We start from the raw sequence: 17,225 nt of genomic DNA, 5'->3' as shown, positions 1-17,225 counted from the left end.
ATTATTATTTGCAAAGGGAAAAACTGTCTGCCATATGTCAAGCGCCTGCTCTTTTCTTATGAGAAAAACATCGGTATACTTATAAAGTAACTTATTCCTGATAGGAGGAAGACAATTGATTAATGAAGAGAGATTATTACAAGAATTCTTAGAATTAGTACAAATTGATTCTGAAACAAAAAATGAAGGACAAATAGCAAAAATCTTAAAAGATAAATTCAGTCTTCTTGGACTAGACGTTTACGAGGACAATGCAAAAGAACTTACTGGCTTTGGAGCAGGCAACTTAATTTGTACGCTGCCTGGCACTAAAGAAGGTGTTGATACGATTTATTTTACATCCCATATGGATACGGTTGTTCCTGGTAACGGTGTCAAACCTTCCATTAAAGATGGTTATGTAGTAACTGATGGTACAACTATTCTTGGGGCAGATGATAAAACTGGTCTTTCCGTTATGCTGGAAGTTATCCGTGTATTAAAAGAAAACAATATTGAGCACGGCACAATCCAGTTCATCATTACAGTTGGTGAAGAATCCGGCTTAGTCGGTGCGAAGGTATTAGATCGTTCTCTTATTAAAGCTACATATGGTTTTGCGTTGGATAGTGATGAAGCTGTTGGCAACATAATTGTTGCAGCACCGACACAAGCTAAAGTTCAGGCTGTTATTAAAGGTAAAACAGCGCATGCAGGCGTTGCGCCGGAAAAAGGTGTTTCTGCGATTACGATTGCGGCTAAAGCCATCGCCAAAATGCCGCTTGGACGAATTGACGAAGAAACTACTGCTAATATTGGCCGCTTTGAGGGCGGTACTCAAACAAACATCGTTTGTGATCACGTAGAAATTCTAGCGGAGGCGCGCTCCCTAATCCCTGAGAAAATGGAAGCTCAGGTTGCGAAAATGAAAGATGCCTTTGAATCAACAGCTGCAGAAATGGGCGGTACTGCTGAAGTAGAGGTAACGGTTATGTATCCTGGTTTTAAATATGATCATGGTGATCATGTGGTGGAAGTTGCTAAAAAAGCAGCCGTTAAAATCGGCCGTGAACCAAAACTTCAGCACAGCGGTGGAGGCAGTGATGCGAATGTCATTGCTGGACACGGCATTCCTACAGTTAATCTTGCGGTAGGATATGAGGATATCCATACTACAAGTGAAAAAATGCCAATTGCTGAGCTTAATAAGCTTGGTGAAATGGTACTTGCGATTATTGAAGAAATAGCAAGTCCATCTAAATAATAGTGTTTGTTCAAGGTGCCACTGGATTATTCCGGTGGCCATTTTACATAAAATTGTTTAGTGCCGGATAAACAGTGAATATAAGGGAATAAGAGGGTTTAAAGAGATGGAACAACGTCAAGTAAAAAAAGGCGGAAGAGTCATTTTACATGTGGATATGAATAGCTTCTACGCCTCAGTTGAAATGGCACATAATCCTGAATTGAAAGGCAAGCCATTGGCGATTGCCGGGAATGCAAAAGAAAGAAGAGGGATTATCGTGACATGCAGCTATGCAGCGCGTAAACACGGGGTGAAAACCACCATGCCTATTTGGCAGGCGCAGAAGCTTTGTCCCGGCCTTATCCTGATGGAACCTAATTTTGACCGGTACCGTGCTGCCTCGCAAGGTATTTTTGATTTGTTGCGGATGTATACACCGCTTGTAGAACCAGTTTCGATAGATGAGGGGTATTTGGATATTACCGATTATTGCGGAGATAGATCACCAGTTGAAATAGCCCAGACGATTCAAAAAAGGATTATGGAAACGATGGATTTGCCTTGCAGTATAGGTATAGCTCCAAATAAGTTTTTAGCGAAAACGGCTTCAGATATGAAAAAACCAATGGGAATTACGATTCTTAGAAAGCGTGAAGTTCAGGCTAAACTTTGGCACCTGCCGGTTGGAGAGATGCATGGAGTGGGCCAGAAAACAGCTGAAAAACTATCATCAATAAAAATTGAAACTATTGGTGATTTGGCCAATGCACATGAGGTTTCGCTTAAAAAGCTGCTTGGAATTAATGGGGTGCGATTAAGAGAAAGAGCCAATGGCATTGACAGACGTGTGGTAGATCCGGAGTCGATATATGATTTTAAAAGTGTCGGGAATTCAACTACATTACCAAGAGATGTAACAAACCAGCATGAATTGTTTGAAGTCCTTCATCGCTTGAGTGAAAAAGTATCTGCTCGGTTAAAGAAGAAGGAACTGCTGACCATAAAAGTTCAAATAACGATTCGTTATAAGGATCGAAAAACAGTAACTCGAGGTAAAACCCTTCAAAATCCTATTTATAAAGCTGAAGATCTATATAGCCATGCACGAGATCTTTTTTCAAAGCATTGGAATGGAAATCCAGTCAGGCTATTGGGGGTAACAGCAAATGAAGTAGTTGAGCAGCAGGAAGCAATTAAGCAATTGGACATTTTTTCTTTTGATCAGGATGAAAAAGAAGTGAAATTGGATACTGCTGTGGAAAAGCTAACCAAAAAGTTTGGGGATAAAATTATCCGTAAAGGGATAGAAATAGATAACAACAAAGTGGATGCTAATACCAGTTTTAGCAAGGACTTCTTAAAACAGCCCAAACCTAGGAATGACAAGGGAAACTAATTCGTAGCACTTGCGAAAATAGTGTAAAATTGCTAAAGTTAATACGATTTAATATAGCGAATAAATCAATGAAAGGAATGTTTACAGATGGAAAAACAACAAATCGGTGTAATCGGTCTTGCCGTTATGGGTAAGAATTTAGCATTTAATATTGAAAGCCGTGGATATTCCGTTTCAGTATATAATCGTTCATCCGAAAAAACAGATGCTATGATGAAAGAGGCAGAAGGCAGAAATGTTCATCCTACCTATTCAATCGAAGAATTTGTAAACTCATTGGAAACGCCGCGTAAAATCTTAATCATGGTTAAAGCGGGTGCAGCAACAGATGCAACTATTGCCCAATTAACTCCTTACCTTGACAAAGGGGATATCCTGATTGATGGCGGTAACACGTTCTTTAAAGATACGCAGCGCCGTAATGAAGAATTAAGCAAGCAAGGCTTCCATTTTATTGGGACTGGTGTATCTGGCGGTGAAGAGGGAGCACTGAAAGGCCCTTCTATTATGCCTGGAGGACAAAAGGAAGCATACGAGCTTGTAGCTCCAATTTTAAAAGCTATTTCCGCTAAAGTTGGCGATGATGCATGTTGTACATATATTGGGCCGGATGGGGCTGGTCATTATGTGAAAATGGTTCACAATGGAATTGAATACGGAGATATGCAATTGATTTCCGAATCCTATGCTTTATTACGCCATATTTTAGGGCTTAATGCTGATGAACTTCATGGTGTATTCTCAGAATGGAATAAAGGTGAACTTGATAGCTATCTAATCGAAATTACTGCTGACATCTTTACGAAAAAAGATGATGAGACCGGTAAGCCGATGGTAGATGTAATCCTTGATAAAGCAGGACAAAAAGGAACTGGAAAGTGGACAAGTCAAAGTGCACTGGATCTTGGTGTTCCACTGCCAATCATTACTGAGTCTGTATTTGCGCGTTTCTTATCCGCATTGAAAGAAGAACGGGTGGAAGCCTCTAAAGTTTTAACAGGTCCTGAGGTTAAACCATTTGCCGGAGATAAAGCAGCGTTTATCGAATCAATTCGAAAAGCTTTATATTTGAGCAAAATTTGTTCATATGCTCAAGGCTTTGCTCAAATGAAAGCTGCATCTGACGAATACAATTGGGATCTTCAGTATGGTGATATTGCGATGATCTTCCGGGGCGGATGCATCATTCGTGCACAATTCCTTCAAAAGATTAAAGATGCTTATGATCGCAATCCTAACCTTAAGAATCTTCTTTTGGACGATTATTTCAAGGAAATTGCATTAAGCTATCAGGAAGCGTTGCGTGAAGTAATTGTTGCAGCTGTTCAAGCTGGTATTCCGGTACCATGCTTTACAGCAGCATTGTCCTACTATGACAGCTACCGTGCAGAAACATTGCCTGCAAATCTATTACAGGCACAACGTGACTACTTTGGAGCTCACACATACGAGCGTGTAGATAAAGAAGGTATTTTCCATACTGAATGGATGGAATCTAAATAATATCAATAAAGCAGCTTAAAGACCTTGTACTTTAAGCTGCTTTTTTTATGTATAATCATGGGAATGAAATCCATACTAGTTAATAGATTTTAGTATATCTAAGTGACAGAAAAGTCATAATAGTTTTAGAATGATTTGACACCACTTAAGTTGCCGGCATATACTGTAAACAATAAAAGGTAAAGGACTGATATTGGGACGATGAGAATCTAATCTTGTTTTATGCGATGTTTTTAAATAAAACAGAAGCCTGAAAATTGGATTAGTGTGCCCATAACACGTTCTTTCATTGAATAGAGTATAAATAAAGGATTCAGCTGCCATAGCTGTATTCATATTTGTATACCTCTGTTGATAAACGATGTTCACACCCCAATAGGCTTCTGTTGGGGTTTTTAGTTGTCAATTTTAAGAGGTGAGAATGAATATGCTAAGTCTGAAGGAAATACAAAAAAGCTATGGTGAAAGAACGATTTTAAAGAATATAAATATGATTATAGAATCTGGGGATAGAATTGGGCTGATTGGCTATAACGGGACAGGGAAAACAACATTAGCCAATATTATGACAGGAGCAATTCAAGCGGATAAAGGGAGTATTAGTTTTGGGAAAGATCATGTCAGTATAGGATATCTGCGGCAGTCAATTGACTATTCAGCCAGTATCTTTCAATCCATGATGGAGTCTGGGGCTGAGGCAGGAATGTTTGAGCTGACGAGTCAGCTTGGATTGGAAGGATCACAGCTATGGAATCAAGAACGTTTGGACCATTTAAGCGGGGGAGAACGGCTAAAACTTGCACTCGCGCATATTTGGTCAACCAAACCTGATTTATTAATTCTGGATGAACCAACCAATCATTTAGACTTGGATGGGATTCTTTGGCTGGTAGAGGAGCTTGCATCCTATAAAGGTGCGGCAATTATCATCTCCCATGATCGATACTTTCTGGACCAGGCTGTCAGACGTATATACGAAATCGAGGATGGCATGGCGCTTGAGTTTACTGGTAACTACAGTGCTTATAAGAAACAAAAAGAAGAAAACAGAAGAATTCATAAACATCAATATGATCAACAACAGAAAGAAATCAAACGGGTAGAAGCGCAAATGGATCAATTGAAAAATTGGTCAGAAAAGGCACACCGTGATTCAACGAAACATGGAACAGCCTCTGAAAGAAAGTTAATGGGTAAAAAAGAATATTACCGAGTTAAGGCCAAGAAGATGGATATACAGGTTAAGTCTAAGCAAAAAAGGCTGGAAGCAGAACTTACAAAAAAAAGAATAGAAAAGCCTGCTGATGAAGTAAAGATTGAATTTGATTTTCAGGCAGCGGACAAGCGTGGTAAACGGATAGTGGAGGCAAAAGATTTAAAAAAGCAATATAGAGATCATACAGTTTTCCAGAGCAGTTATTTTTATATAAAACATGGGGAGTCAATTGGCGTCGTTGGTCCTAATGGCGCGGGGAAAACAACGCTAATTCGGATGATTCTAGATCAAGAGCCAATCAGCGGGGGAGAATTATGGAAAAGTCCGACTCTGAAAATCGGCTATTTAAGTCAGGATGTTGGTGATCTGCCGGTTCATAAGAAACCAATTGAAGCTCTTGAACTTTATGACAGGTATTCGATATTTAGGGCGAAAACGTATTTGGCTAATCTCGGAATTACAGCAATACAAGTAGACGAACCGATTTCCTCTTTATCGATGGGGCAGCGTACAAAAATCAAGCTAGTTCAAATGCTGATGGAAGGCTATGATTTGTTGATACTGGATGAACCGACTAATCATCTTGATTTGCCGAGCAGAGAACAATTGGAGGAGACTCTCTCTACCTTTGCCGGGACCTTGTTAATTATATCGCATGATCAATATTTAATTGAACGTTTGTGTAACAAGCTGTTGGTTATTGATGAAAAGATTATTAACCGCGTTGAAAGCAACAATCGAAAGCCAGTCAGACAAATAAAAGCAATGAATAAGAATATCGAAGAAGAACTTATGGTCGTAGAGACAAAACTAGCTGCAGTCTTAAGTCAATTGAGTTTATTAACACCCGGCGATTCTAAGTACAGTGCATTGGATGAAGAGTTTAAACAATTAATTGAGCAGAAGACTATGCTGAATAGAACCGGAAATTAGGTATAAATTTTGATTAAAGTTAATCGGACCATATTGCATACTACTTGTAATATGGTCTTTTTTTGGAAAGCCATCATTTTTTTAGTATCGTTTGCGAGACGTGCCTAATCATGAGGCTATAATTTGATATTCATAAAAAATAAAAGAAACTACAAAGAGACGATCATTTGTATCGACCCCAAAAGTTAGTTTTTTACTCTAACTTTTTGGGGTCATTACGACTTGGTCGTCTCTTTTACATTTATCAGCGTACTTATTTATTTGTTTAAGATGCCAATTTTCTGCCGTAATACCAGTATGTCAGCATCCCCAAGATATACGCAATAATATCCCATGCATCACCGGTACTCGTTTTTATAAATAGAGGAGTTATGACCTCCCAACAGATTCCACAAAATAAACCGGCAACCAGGAAGTGATGGATCTTTGTTAGCTGAAACGAAGTCCAGTTACTTAGAGATAGAATAAAGTTCAGGTATGCTGCAAAGGAGATGCCTCCTAGGTAGTCATTGAAATGACATCGCAGCAGATATCCGAGGACAGGAATTTGTACGTCCGCTTTAATTAATTCATTTACTTGAAAAAGGATCAGCGGCACAATGAAAAATAACAGATCCTTTTTTTGTCTCTTATTTAACCGCATATTGAGAAGAGAACCAATGCGACTATGATTGCGAAAACAGTTGACCAGAAACCCATAAGGCAGTCTCCTTTACATGAAAATTTAAGTGGCTCAATTTTTTAATTAATTTTCCACACACTAATATTCAGAAACTCTATAACTACATATGTACACCTTAGAATGCTACATAAACCGGATGATCTAGTTCAAAATTATATTCATCCTAAGAGGAAATATGCAGTGTCATCTCAAGATTTTTTCTAATGCAGGGAATGTATATCCTTCGTATTCTAAGATTGTAAGAACACAGTCCGCCAGTTTGTCCGGTGAGACTTCTGTACTCATCGCGTTATTGGCATATCATCCACAAGGAGAGAAAAAATATCCGCTAACTCTTTATACATGACACCTGACACCTCATCTTTCCTATGATTATACTAAAAATACTACAACTATCTAATACCCTATTGTCGCTTAGAATAATCCGCTTTCATTATTTTAGAAAAATATATTATTTTATTAGAATGATAATTATCTATAAATAGAGGCTTGTTTTTTAGATAATTTCAGCTGGGTATTTTCATCTAAAAAGAGAGAATAAAATGAAATAAAATCCACTTCCTTTTATGTAGAGATGGCTATATTTTGGATTTTGTGACTCAAAGAATATTATTCAGTATAAATTATTATAATATATCAAGAATCTTTTGAAATTAAAAAAAGTTTCATGTATAGTTTAAATGTAGTAGAGATATACATGATGCTATAAAAAGTTGATAGGGCAGAGGAAATGTAAGGGTTTTAGTAAGCTTATTGATTTGTTCTTTAGAACGATGAATCTCTTAAAAATTACTTTTCGGGTTTAATATATAGGAATATCAAATACTGTGTTTCTAACTGTTAATAAATCTGGAATCTTACAAGTTATAGAATTCATCGCCCTGATTTATGATCCACACATTAATCTGCCAATTAATTTAATGACGATTAGGAGGATGAACAATGGGAAGATTGCAAGACCAAGTAGCCATTATTACAGGTGGAGCGAATGGTATTGGTAAATCAATTGCGACACGCTATGCGGAAGAAGGGGCAAAGCTGGTAATTGCCGATTTCAATGAAGAAGCATTGCAAGCTACTGTCAATGAATTTAAAGCGCAAGATGTTGAGATAATGGGTGTAAAAGTCAATGTGGCAGTTGAAGAAGATGTTCAAAAAATGGTGGAAGAAACTGTGGCCACATTTGGTCGCGTAGATATTTTAGTTAACTGTGCAGGTGTATTAGACAAAATGCAGGCTGCTCATAATGTAGAAGATGCAGTTTGGAGCCGCGTAATGGATATTAATGTTGGCGGTGTAATGCGCGGTACACGTAAAGTATTGCCATACTTCCAGGCTCAGGGCAGCGGCGTAATCGTGAACCTTTCCTCCATTACCGGTTTAACTGGTGGACGTGGCGGATTTACGTATACTGCGGCTAAACATGCAGTTACAGGCATGACTAAAAATATTGCATCTCATTATGGCCCGCAAGGGATTCGTTGCAATGGAATCGCACCGGCCCAAGTTGAGACTGGGTTAACCAGTTCAGTGGATGGTATGGATATGGAAGGATTACAATATGCAACGCGTGGTGTTAGTTTAATGCCTCGTGCTGCTAAGCCACAAGAAATTGCAGACATTGCCCTTTTCTTGGCAAGCAATGAATCTTCCTATATTAATGGTGTAGTATTGGCAGCGGATGCAGGATGGTCTGCTTACTAATCAGATTAAAAAATGAATAGGTTTGAAAAAAGGAATCCATTTGGATTCTTTTTTTATTACTATCTAGCATTTCTATATGGGTTTTCTATTAAAATTCAACATGGATCATAGTGGGGGAGAAAGGGATACAGGGAGAAAAGTGTATTTAATAAGTAGTTCATGGCAAAGTCAAAACAGTGCAATTGTCCTGAAAGTTAAGGAATTTTTATTCCTGATACTGGTGATTAATTGCGGATATTCTAAACACGAATCTACCAATAAGAAATCATTAAAATTAGTAAAATAGGGAACCAAATGGGTTCCCTTGTTTTGCTTATTACTATGAGTCTTGAACTAACAACTAGCATAAAATAAGAAATCTTAAACTAATTGTACCTCATCACCTATCCGGATTTTTCCGGTTTTAAGAACGGAGGCATATACACCGAAACAATTCTGACGAGTTCTATTAATAAATTTTAATAGAGAAGGATCCTTTTCGCTGTTTTCGGGATTAATGGTAATAATCATGCATCTTTCACAATGTCGGTTAACTTGTATTTCAACCGATTCACCAATCAAAAGACGTCTTCCGAACCAGGTATCTTCTATATATGGTTGCTTTTCAGTTAGATCGAGGACCAAGTTAGGGCGAAACCGTTTATAGTCTATCAGACTTCCATACTGCTTTTTTAATTCTAGAAGAGAAGCATCTGTTACGAGCAATAAATGTTCCACCTCAATTGCGCCTAGTGGCACATCATTCGGGGTGAATTGTACAGGAGTAATACTCCTGTTTGCTGCCGTTTCTAGGTCCTTAATCAATCCAGGGTGATTCCACGTTACTCTTTTTCCTGATGGCGTGACTACTTCGATGGGTGGATAGGTATCCAAGCTGTCAGGACCCATAAAGGATGCTTGGTAACTTGCCATGATTGGAGCCTGAGTGATGGTCAGAAATTTATTTGTACGGCTATTGTCTATATAAGCATGACTGCGATCCCCATAAAGACCATAGGGCATTACATTAGATTCCTGAACATGTTCACCTGTAAAGGATTTAACAGGGTGGCGCATAATTGCTTTCACGTGCCCGATTAACATAGCAACCCGCCTTTATTTATATTTCTTTTTGAACTTCTCGATACTGGTATTTGAACCAATCAGTAAAAAGTCGTCTCCTTCTTGTAATTTGAGATCCGCAAAATGCGATAATATTGGCTGTCCATTACGAAGGACTAAGGACACCGTAATATCGAATTTTCTTGAAAAATTCAATTCGTTCAATGACTTTCCATGCATCGTTTCAGGTACTTGCATTTCAATTGCAGAAATATCCTTCGTGATTTCAATATATTCAATGACACCTGTTAATAATTCCTGACGTGCCACTTTCCGACCAGCTTCTTCCTCTGGAAGGATAATACGATCGGCACCAAGGCTTTTTAAAATTTCCCCGATTTCTCGATTGTTAGCCTTGGCGATGATTTTTTTTGCTTTTCTTTCTTTCAGTTTTTTTGTAATTAAAATGGCCGAAAAGGCATCAGAGCCAATTGCAACAAAGACCGCATTGAATTGATCGATTTTCAGTTCATCGAGTACAAGCGGATCACGAAAGTCACCGACAATCGCATGAGTCGAATATTCATCTAAGGACTCGAGATTTTTTTCACTGCGATCTGTAACGATTACTTCACAATGTTGTTTGTATAATTCTTTTACGATGCCAGTACCAAATCTTCCTGCTCCAATGACTAGATATGATTTCATGAAAAATGTCCCCTTTTTAGCCTACTGCTAAGTCTTCTTTTAAATATCTTGTTTTAACTTTTTCTACTTTAAAAATAGTATAAATGAAACTGAATACACCTATTCGGCCGATAATCATCAGCATGATTAAAATGGATTTTGAAACAGGTGTTAATTCAGATGTAATTCCAAATGATAAGCCTGTATTTGTCAGGGCAGATAACACCTCAAACATCAATGGCTCCAATGGCTGCGTTTGTAACATGGTTAATAAAATCGTAGAACCAAAAAACAATGCCATAAAAGTAAAGAAAACCATAAAGGATTTATCAACTGCTTCCTGAGCAATGGTTTTTTTATAGATAACAACCTCTTTTTGTGATTTCGCTACAGATAATACCTTTGATAATAGTACTGCAAAGGTGGTCAATCGTATACCGCCTCCTGTACTGGAGGAAGCTCCCCCTATAAACATAAATAGGGTCAAACATAAAAAGGTAGTGATTGTTACTTGTGAGACATCAATCGTTGAAAGCCCACCATTTCTTGCTGTCGCCGAAAAAAACAATGAATTCGATAGTTTTTCCCAAATGGAAAGTCCGCTAAACGTATTATTTGTTTCCAAAAAGAAAAATATAGCCATACCGATAAATAGTAGGAGAAAATGAAGTCTTATATTAATCTTTGTAAACAAACTTTTCTTCCTTCTAAAAGATAAGAAGTACTCTACCAATGTCGGATAGCCAAGACTTCCTAAGAAGATTGTTATAGCCGTTGTTATTAGGAAAAGATGATTATGTTTAAATGAAATCAGGCTATCACCGAATAAATCAAATCCGGAATTAGTGAAGCTTGCTACTGCATGAAAGGCAGACACGAATGCCGCATCCCAAAAATCATCATATCGGGGTCGTATCTCCCCTAATAATATAAAGAAACAAATCGTTTCTACTAATAAGGCAATGACTAAAACCGAAATTCCAAGAGATGTAATGGAACTTAGTTTTGACTGGTTTTGGTCCTTAGATAAAAGAAGCATACTTGATACCGTAATCTTCTTGTCCATCACGACAAACAGGTAACTGATTAATACAACAATCCCGATTCCGCCAAGCTGCATTTCCACCATTAAGATGGATTGTCCCACCCTGGTTAATTCTGTTCCTACGTCTATTGTAGTAAGTCCTGTTACGCTTAAGGCGCTTGTGGACAGAAATAGAGAATCCATTATAGAAAACCCGATGGAATTGGACTGGGGTATCCATAACAAAAAGGCAAATAAAATGATAAAACCTATGTATAGGAAGAATATTTGCCGGAATGAGTGGATTGAAGATTTGCTCTGCTGCATATTTATTTAATCTCCATTTCTTCTTTGTAAAGTTAGTGTATTGATTCATAATATAACCCGTTTGCTGTAAAAGCCAATATCATCGTACTATATCTCATAATAAAACACCAAATAACATTTTTTCGTGTTCACTAAACAGTTTTTTATCCTATCACAATTTATACGAATTTAAAACAGTAAAATAAACTTATAGGATTACGTTTATGACAGAAAATCAACCCGTAAAAAAAAAATACTAGTTAACTAGACAAATAGATGGCGATTTTTCTAAAGAACTGAATATAAATAAGTGAGGACTTAATGGGAGGGGAACCATTATGGACAATATCCAAAATTTATATGAGCGTTATAAAAAAGGCGAGAAATTTGCTAAGCCCTTTAGCCAAAAGCAAGTGGGGAAGCTAAGTGCAAAAGATCCAACAGAACTGGCATCCAATAACAAAGTGGTTCAGGATATGCTAAAGAAGTATTCACAACAGTTCCAAAATAATAGACATTTTATATGAGCATCTGTATTAAACTTTGACCTTATTACTATATGAATAAGGGCATTTTTTTTGTAAACAAATAAAACCCCTTTAATTAGGGGTTTTGGCAAAGGGCCATTCTTCTTTTTCAACCATAAGTGCATACTCAATATTTTCAGCTTGATACATTAGGGCATAATGTAAAAATAAGATATTTTGTTTATCAATAACATCAAATTGAGAAGAGTAGCTGGACAATATGGTCACCTTATCAGTTCCGCGATAGTTGAAATGGAAAACAAGTCTGTTTTTCTTTATTTTCACAAGGGGAGCCTCCCAGTTTAACACTTCTGGATCGCCGGTTTCTTTTGAAAGTATGGCATATTCCCGTTCGACTCCGATAAGCTGATGTAAATCCTTGGTTTCGCATTCAAAGGCAATATTATATCGTTGTTTATAACTGATTTTAAAGTCCTCCAAAAAGTAATCAAGTGCGGAAAAATAATTCACCTCCATCGTTTCTTCATCAAGGAATGTGAACAACTTTCCGATGCTTGCATCTGAATACATGGCTGACAGAAGGGTTGCTTTTGAGCTTTGCAATTCTATAAAGGCAACTGCAGCCGTTTCTTTATCCTCCACCTCAAATTCCATTTGAAATAGCTTGAAACGTTTGAGCTGCCTCGTTGTACTAGGAATAATTAAAAATAAAATGATCCAGACTGATAATAAGAAGATTCCCTTCAATATGGTAAGCAGAAAGGTGGAGGAAATCAGTGGTTTAATTACATATTCCGTCCACCATGTAGGAGGAACAGCAGTTGAAATAGGAAGCGGTTTCACATCACCCCATAACAATTGATATAGTGTCCAGCCGATGATGAAGAGCAGCCCGCTATAATAAATAAAAGTCAGTATATCGTTTATTAGGTCTTTGATTGATGAAAGGAACTGTTTGAGGACTTCTGCAATCCGACTCACGAAATAGTCACCTCTTCACATTTTACAGGAAAGACCATAAATGTATATGCGAAGAGGTGGAGAAATAGAATAGGTAATTAAGTTTTAATCCATTTTTAAAATGGGTGTCTTATATCCAACCGTATGAATATTATTCAGCTTGACTTTATGGTTGGCATTTTTAATTGCGATATCTCCAATCTTTGATTCAGCCTGTACATTTGATATAGTTGCTTTTGCTACACCTTTACCAATATCGATGGCAGTTGGAGCTGAGTTTTTTATGGAAATAGTACTTAAACGAATGTCATCGGTATGCTGCCTGCCGCCAACTATTTTTATATCCGTACCCGCAGTTTGGAAATTTTCTATTGTTATATTTGCCAGTGTGATATGACGAGATTTATATTGAATGGAAACCATTGGATTCCTTTGATAATCATAATTCGAATCTCCGAGCAGAGTGAAATGGTTAATAACCACATTTTGATAGGCTGATACGACTAGACACCTTGGAGTCGAGCCTTCATAAAGATCTGTGAAAATGGGTGCAATTGCAACGATATTCGTCGCTGTTATATTAAAGGCAGATTTAGACTGTGGCTCTGATTCGAGATGGTGGCCTATGTGCCGAAAGTTATAGGAACGATTATCATGGATAGATATATGTCCGATAATATGAACATTGGAAGCAGCTGATGCAGTACCATGCGCCTTTATTTCAACCCCTCCAAAGCACCTGGTTGAAGAATTATTAATCAGCCAAACATCGTCAGATCCGTCATCTACCTCAAACCCATTTGAATTGGAGAATCCCTTCATGTGAGCTCTGCCGCTTGGATCACACATATGGCTGTTTGTAATCAGAATATGGCTGCTATGATGTGTTGTTATTCCATCATCTCCAAATCCATAGCCAGAAAGATGATCTAACCATATATATTGGCTCGGCCATCTCGAACGTGTGCCATCGCCCAAATATGTATAGTAGGCAGCTGAAACATCAAAACAGTGTAAACCTGCATTACGGGCTACAACATCCTTCACCCATCCATAAGTAACATGAGCATATGTTAAACAGCTCGAACGGTTATTACCGGAACTAGTTCGATCGCTCTGTGGAAGCCTTTCTACATTCCAGTCAAGTGTCATCCCCTGTACGAGAATATGATGATTACCACGGATTGGACTAGAGTTTGTAATAAGAATAGCTTTCTTTGGTGTTTCATTGGCTAATTTAAGAACCGTTTTATCTTTACCTTCTCCTATCAGACATGTGTAGGAGGGGAGCTTTAGTCCCTTAACAATAAAAACACCTTCCGGAATATAAACCATTCGCTTACCTTTACCAAGAGCAGCCTCAAACGCTTTAGTATTGTCTGTTATCCCATCACCAACAGCACCATAGTCGGTTACATTGATCTGTTCCTGGATCTTTTGATTTAAATGCTGATACTCTTCATCTAATTTCTTTTTCCATGCTGGAAAAGGGTGACCGTTCAAGATTGTGAAATCAGCTGGATTTTTTAGCTCAGGCTGTCTGTTTGTTGTCAATAAGAGACGGGGAAATGCATATTTTAAATCCCTTAGTGGCTTCCGATTAGGCATGGAAAGAGGGGAAAACTTATTTAATTTTTCATTAAGCAATGAAAACGTCTCTTTTACCAGACTTGCTGGAGTTTGGTTTGAGGGAAGCCATCTAGATAAGAGAATTTCATTTTTATTTGGATCATGATTTTTCGATAAGTACAACATACTGGAGTTTCACTCCTCACGTGAATGAAAAATGGATGTTATTGTATTCCCTTACTAGATGTAAATTAATCGTAATGAAAATGTAATATCGTTTGTAGGTATCTTAGCATATTATATGGGTATAAAATATAAGAATCATATGTAGAAACAACTAGAGGAATCATGCTTGAAAGAAGGAGACTGCGATTGAGGAAGTTATTTAAAACTGAAGTAGGAAGTTGGATTATCTCTATCGCATTTGCAATCGTCTTAGCTTATCTTGTAAAAACATTTATCATTTCCTTTTTTATAGTTGAAGGAGCCTCAATGGAACCAACACTTTATAATAATGAAAAAGTCTTGGTCAATAAGTTAGCGGCGTATAGCGGTTCAGTTGATCGTCAGGATATAGTAGTCATTCGAGATGATGGAAAAGATAAATACTATATAAAGCGGATTATAGGGTTACCTGGAGAAAAGGTTGAATATAAGAATGACTCGCTTTATATAAACGGCAAGCAAAAAGATGAGCCATATCTGCCTGATGAACAAGGAGAAGTTGATTTACTGAAAATGAATAAAACAGGTGACTTTGATCCATTGAAAGTTCCTAATGATCATTATTTTGTGATGGGAGATAATCGGTTGAACAGCAGGGATAGCCGTAATGGATTGGGCTACATAGATGAAGATGATATAGTCGGTACATGTGAATATGTCATTCTCCCATTTGAACACGCACGTAAAACAGATTGATAAAATTGCATCTCCACATGGTGTGGAAAAGGTGAATGGCTCTCGAGCCATTCACCTTTCCGTTTTTAAATATTGCGTTTATAGGTTTCTTTTGTCAGCACCGGGAATTGATCCACAGGAGCATCGAGTTTTTGTATATTGAAAACCTCTCCATATTTCTCAAGTTCATTGGCTATTTGATCCTGCAACTCTCTGGTCGGAACCTCCACGTTGTATTTAGTACCTTCATGCAAAAGCCTTGGCTCCGTTTCAAAATAAACATAGTACATGGGGAATTCCTCCAAATCATCATTTGGTTATTGTATTCCCTTTTTGAAGTTAACAAAACAATTTTTACATTATAGACCAATAATCTGATATAAATATAGATCCATATAGTCTATCTTTTGATCGTTGCTTTTTGTCTCAATCGTTCCTTCGAAAATGGATTTTCCGTCTTCGAAATTAAAGATGCTTATATAAGGTTTGTTTTTTTCTCCTCTATAAGTGAGAATCATTTTGTTGTGATATACATTTATATTGTAATCAAACATTTCTGAGTTCACTTGGATTTTATGATCCTTTGTGATTTTTTGTTTCTCAAAATCATACGTAACCATAGCGACTATTTTCTTTCCGTTCTCATCTTTAATAGCGGAAACATATAATGAAGTTTGATCATAAGCTATATTAAAACTAGAACCATCTTCTTGTAATAGCTGTTTCGTTAAATCACTCGGAAGGGTCAACCTATCTAATTTCTTTGTTTTATAGTTGTACACATATAAGTCACGGCTAACAGTTTGACTGTTTTCATCTGTATGGATAGTCTTATCTATCTGAAATGTAAAATGAGTACGAGCTTGCGTCGGGTTAGTATCTGTTAAACTGGTTATATAAATATCTTGCTGATCCGTTGATTGTTCAGTTGTCAAAATCGAATTATCGTCAATTAGTTTTTCCTTTTTAAGGTTAATCGTATATTCCTGAAGTATTTCTGTCCCATCTTTCGAATTACTGCGTGTCATGACAAATAATTCATTCGTGGAGATTTGGACATCAAGGATTTCAATAAAAGATGAATATTCCTGATTGGGCAGGTTTACTTCAAAAGAGGTTGTATCCTCTGTTTTCTTATTGAGCTGATCAATTTTTAAACTGAAATTATGCATTCCATGTCTGGTAGAAAAATCATACTTGGAGTCGACAAAAATGACTTGATTTGTGTCATTGTACAACTGGTTACTATAAATTTTTCCTCTCATAAAGGAAGAATACTGATTTGCTAAATCTTTCAATTCCGCTGTTTCTAAATATTTTTCCCCGTAGTCCACCTGCTCAAAAAAAGGTAATTCAGATCGATAAGTGGCCCCCTCTTTCGTTACATTAAACGTTTCTGTGAATCCACCTACTTGATAATCTGCTTCCAATGATAAGGTGTCTAAGATTTTAGCATCTCCATTTATTTGTTTGACGTAAAAATCAGGGAGGGTGGAGGAAGAAAAGGCCTGATTTATATAAAATACTGATATGGATAGCACAGCAACAAGCAGGATCAGAATAGAATTTCGATATTTTTTCATATGTTTCC

At 37.3% G+C, this 17,225-nt stretch carries 14 protein-coding genes; 7 read left to right on the top strand and 7 right to left on the bottom strand.

Annotated elements, in window-relative coordinates; genetic code table 11:
- The first annotated feature begins 115 nt into the window (after positions 1-115).
- The 5 genes from A8L44_RS09575 (at position 116) to A8L44_RS09550 (ending at position 8,659) form a co-directional block, all read left to right on the top strand.
- Positions 116-1,243 (top strand): M20/M25/M40 family metallo-hydrolase, encoded by a 1,128-nt coding sequence (locus A8L44_RS09575; RefSeq protein WP_066104855.1) that lies wholly within the window; start codon positions 116-118, stop codon positions 1,241-1,243.
- Positions 1,244-1,349: 106 nt separating this feature from the next.
- Entirely contained in the window at positions 1,350-2,621 is a 1,272-nt protein-coding gene (locus tag A8L44_RS09570; RefSeq protein ID WP_066104852.1) for a DNA polymerase IV, read from the top strand.
- 87 nt (positions 2,622-2,708) lie between these two features.
- A complete protein-coding gene (gndA, locus tag A8L44_RS09565) occupies positions 2,709-4,124 on the top strand; it encodes an NADP-dependent phosphogluconate dehydrogenase (RefSeq protein WP_066104849.1) in 1,416 nt (471 codons plus the stop codon).
- Between the two features lie 421 nt (positions 4,125-4,545).
- Entirely contained in the window at positions 4,546-6,273 is a 1,728-nt protein-coding gene (abc-f, locus tag A8L44_RS09560) for a ribosomal protection-like ABC-F family protein (RefSeq protein WP_066104846.1), read from the top strand.
- 1,624 nt (positions 6,274-7,897) lie between these two features.
- A complete protein-coding gene (locus tag A8L44_RS09550; protein ID WP_066104838.1) occupies positions 7,898-8,659 on the top strand; it encodes a glucose 1-dehydrogenase in 762 nt (253 codons plus the stop codon).
- Between the two features lie 360 nt (positions 8,660-9,019).
- On the opposite strand, the gene A8L44_RS09545 is transcribed toward A8L44_RS09550, so the two are convergent.
- From A8L44_RS09545 to A8L44_RS09535, 3 genes are read right to left on the bottom strand one after another with little or no spacing between them, the layout of a single operon-like run.
- Positions 9,020-9,742 (bottom strand): MOSC domain-containing protein, encoded by a 723-nt coding sequence (locus tag A8L44_RS09545; RefSeq protein WP_066104834.1) that lies wholly within the window; start codon positions 9,740-9,742, stop codon positions 9,020-9,022.
- Positions 9,743-9,754: 12 nt separating this feature from the next.
- Positions 9,755-10,408 carry a potassium channel family protein gene (locus tag A8L44_RS09540; protein ID WP_066104829.1) on the bottom strand — a complete coding sequence of 218 codons (654 nt, stop codon included), beginning with the start codon at positions 10,406-10,408 and terminating at the stop codon, positions 9,755-9,757.
- 16 nt (positions 10,409-10,424) lie between these two features.
- A complete protein-coding gene (locus tag A8L44_RS09535; RefSeq protein WP_066104823.1) occupies positions 10,425-11,738 on the bottom strand; it encodes a TrkH family potassium uptake protein in 1,314 nt (437 codons plus the stop codon).
- Between the two features lie 317 nt (positions 11,739-12,055).
- Here A8L44_RS09535 and A8L44_RS09530 point away from each other — a divergent pair, with 317 nt between their 5' ends.
- The gene (locus A8L44_RS09530; protein ID WP_066104817.1) at positions 12,056-12,244 is read left to right on the top strand and encodes a hypothetical protein; all 189 of its coding nucleotides are present in this window, start codon (positions 12,056-12,058) and stop codon (positions 12,242-12,244) included.
- Positions 12,245-12,316: 72 nt separating this feature from the next.
- Here A8L44_RS09530 and A8L44_RS09525 read toward each other — a convergent pair whose 3' ends face one another.
- Both A8L44_RS09525 and A8L44_RS09520 read right to left on the bottom strand, forming a co-directional pair.
- Positions 12,317-13,186, bottom strand: a complete 870-nt coding sequence (locus tag A8L44_RS09525; RefSeq protein WP_066104814.1) for a hypothetical protein — start codon at positions 13,184-13,186, stop codon at positions 12,317-12,319.
- An 84-nt stretch (positions 13,187-13,270) separates the two neighbouring features.
- The gene (locus A8L44_RS09520; protein WP_066104811.1) at positions 13,271-14,920 is read right to left on the bottom strand and encodes a glycosyl hydrolase family 28-related protein; all 1,650 of its coding nucleotides are present in this window, start codon (positions 14,918-14,920) and stop codon (positions 13,271-13,273) included.
- Between the two features lie 162 nt (positions 14,921-15,082).
- Between A8L44_RS09520 and lepB the strand changes: the two genes are divergently transcribed.
- Positions 15,083-15,655 (top strand): signal peptidase I, encoded by a 573-nt coding sequence (lepB, locus tag A8L44_RS09515; RefSeq protein ID WP_066104808.1) that lies wholly within the window; start codon positions 15,083-15,085, stop codon positions 15,653-15,655.
- Positions 15,656-15,720: 65 nt separating this feature from the next.
- On the opposite strand, the gene A8L44_RS09510 is transcribed toward lepB, so the two are convergent.
- Positions 15,721-15,924: a hypothetical protein gene (locus tag A8L44_RS09510; protein WP_066104806.1), complete on the bottom strand. Its 204-nt coding sequence runs from the start codon at positions 15,922-15,924 to the stop codon at positions 15,721-15,723.
- Positions 15,925-15,993: 69 nt separating this feature from the next.
- The gene (locus A8L44_RS09505) at positions 15,994-17,217 is read right to left on the bottom strand and encodes a hypothetical protein (protein ID WP_066104803.1); all 1,224 of its coding nucleotides are present in this window, start codon (positions 17,215-17,217) and stop codon (positions 15,994-15,996) included.
- Positions 17,218-17,225: the final 8 nt, after the last annotated feature.

Origin of the sequence: Bacillus sp. FJAT-27986, from assembly GCF_001685035.1 — a bacterium.
Classification (GTDB): domain Bacteria; phylum Bacillota; class Bacilli; order Bacillales; family Pradoshiaceae; genus Pradoshia.
Note: the sequence above shows the minus strand (reverse complement) of the source record. Positions and strands in the feature narration are given on the sequence as shown.

Bases quoted from the DNA above. Each gene is read 5' to 3' on its own strand.
- A8L44_RS09570 (WP_066104852.1), top strand. From the start codon at position 1,350: ATGGAACAACGTCAAGTAAAAAAAGGCGGAAGAGTCATTTTACATGTG.
- gndA (WP_066104849.1), top strand. From the start codon at position 2,709: ATGGAAAAACAACAAATCGGTGTAATCGGTCTTGCCGTTATGGGTAAG.
- abc-f (WP_066104846.1), top strand. From the start codon at position 4,546: ATGAATATGCTAAGTCTGAAGGAAATACAAAAAAGCTATGGTGAAAGA.
- A8L44_RS09550 (WP_066104838.1), top strand. From the start codon at position 7,898: ATGGGAAGATTGCAAGACCAAGTAGCCATTATTACAGGTGGAGCGAAT.
- A8L44_RS09545 (WP_066104834.1), bottom strand. From the start codon at position 9,742: ATGTTAATCGGGCACGTGAAAGCAATTATGCGCCACCCTGTTAAATCC.
- A8L44_RS09540 (WP_066104829.1), bottom strand. From the start codon at position 10,408: ATGAAATCATATCTAGTCATTGGAGCAGGAAGATTTGGTACTGGCATC.
- A8L44_RS09535 (WP_066104823.1), bottom strand. From the start codon at position 11,738: ATGCAGCAGAGCAAATCTTCAATCCACTCATTCCGGCAAATATTCTTC.
- A8L44_RS09530 (WP_066104817.1), top strand. From the start codon at position 12,056: ATGGACAATATCCAAAATTTATATGAGCGTTATAAAAAAGGCGAGAAA.
- A8L44_RS09520 (WP_066104811.1), bottom strand. From the start codon at position 14,920: ATGTTGTACTTATCGAAAAATCATGATCCAAATAAAAATGAAATTCTC.
- lepB (WP_066104808.1), top strand. From the start codon at position 15,083: ATGCTTGAAAGAAGGAGACTGCGATTGAGGAAGTTATTTAAAACTGAA.
- A8L44_RS09510 (WP_066104806.1), bottom strand. From the start codon at position 15,924: ATGTACTATGTTTATTTTGAAACGGAGCCAAGGCTTTTGCATGAAGGT.
- A8L44_RS09505 (WP_066104803.1), bottom strand. From the start codon at position 17,217: ATGAAAAAATATCGAAATTCTATTCTGATCCTGCTTGTTGCTGTGCTA.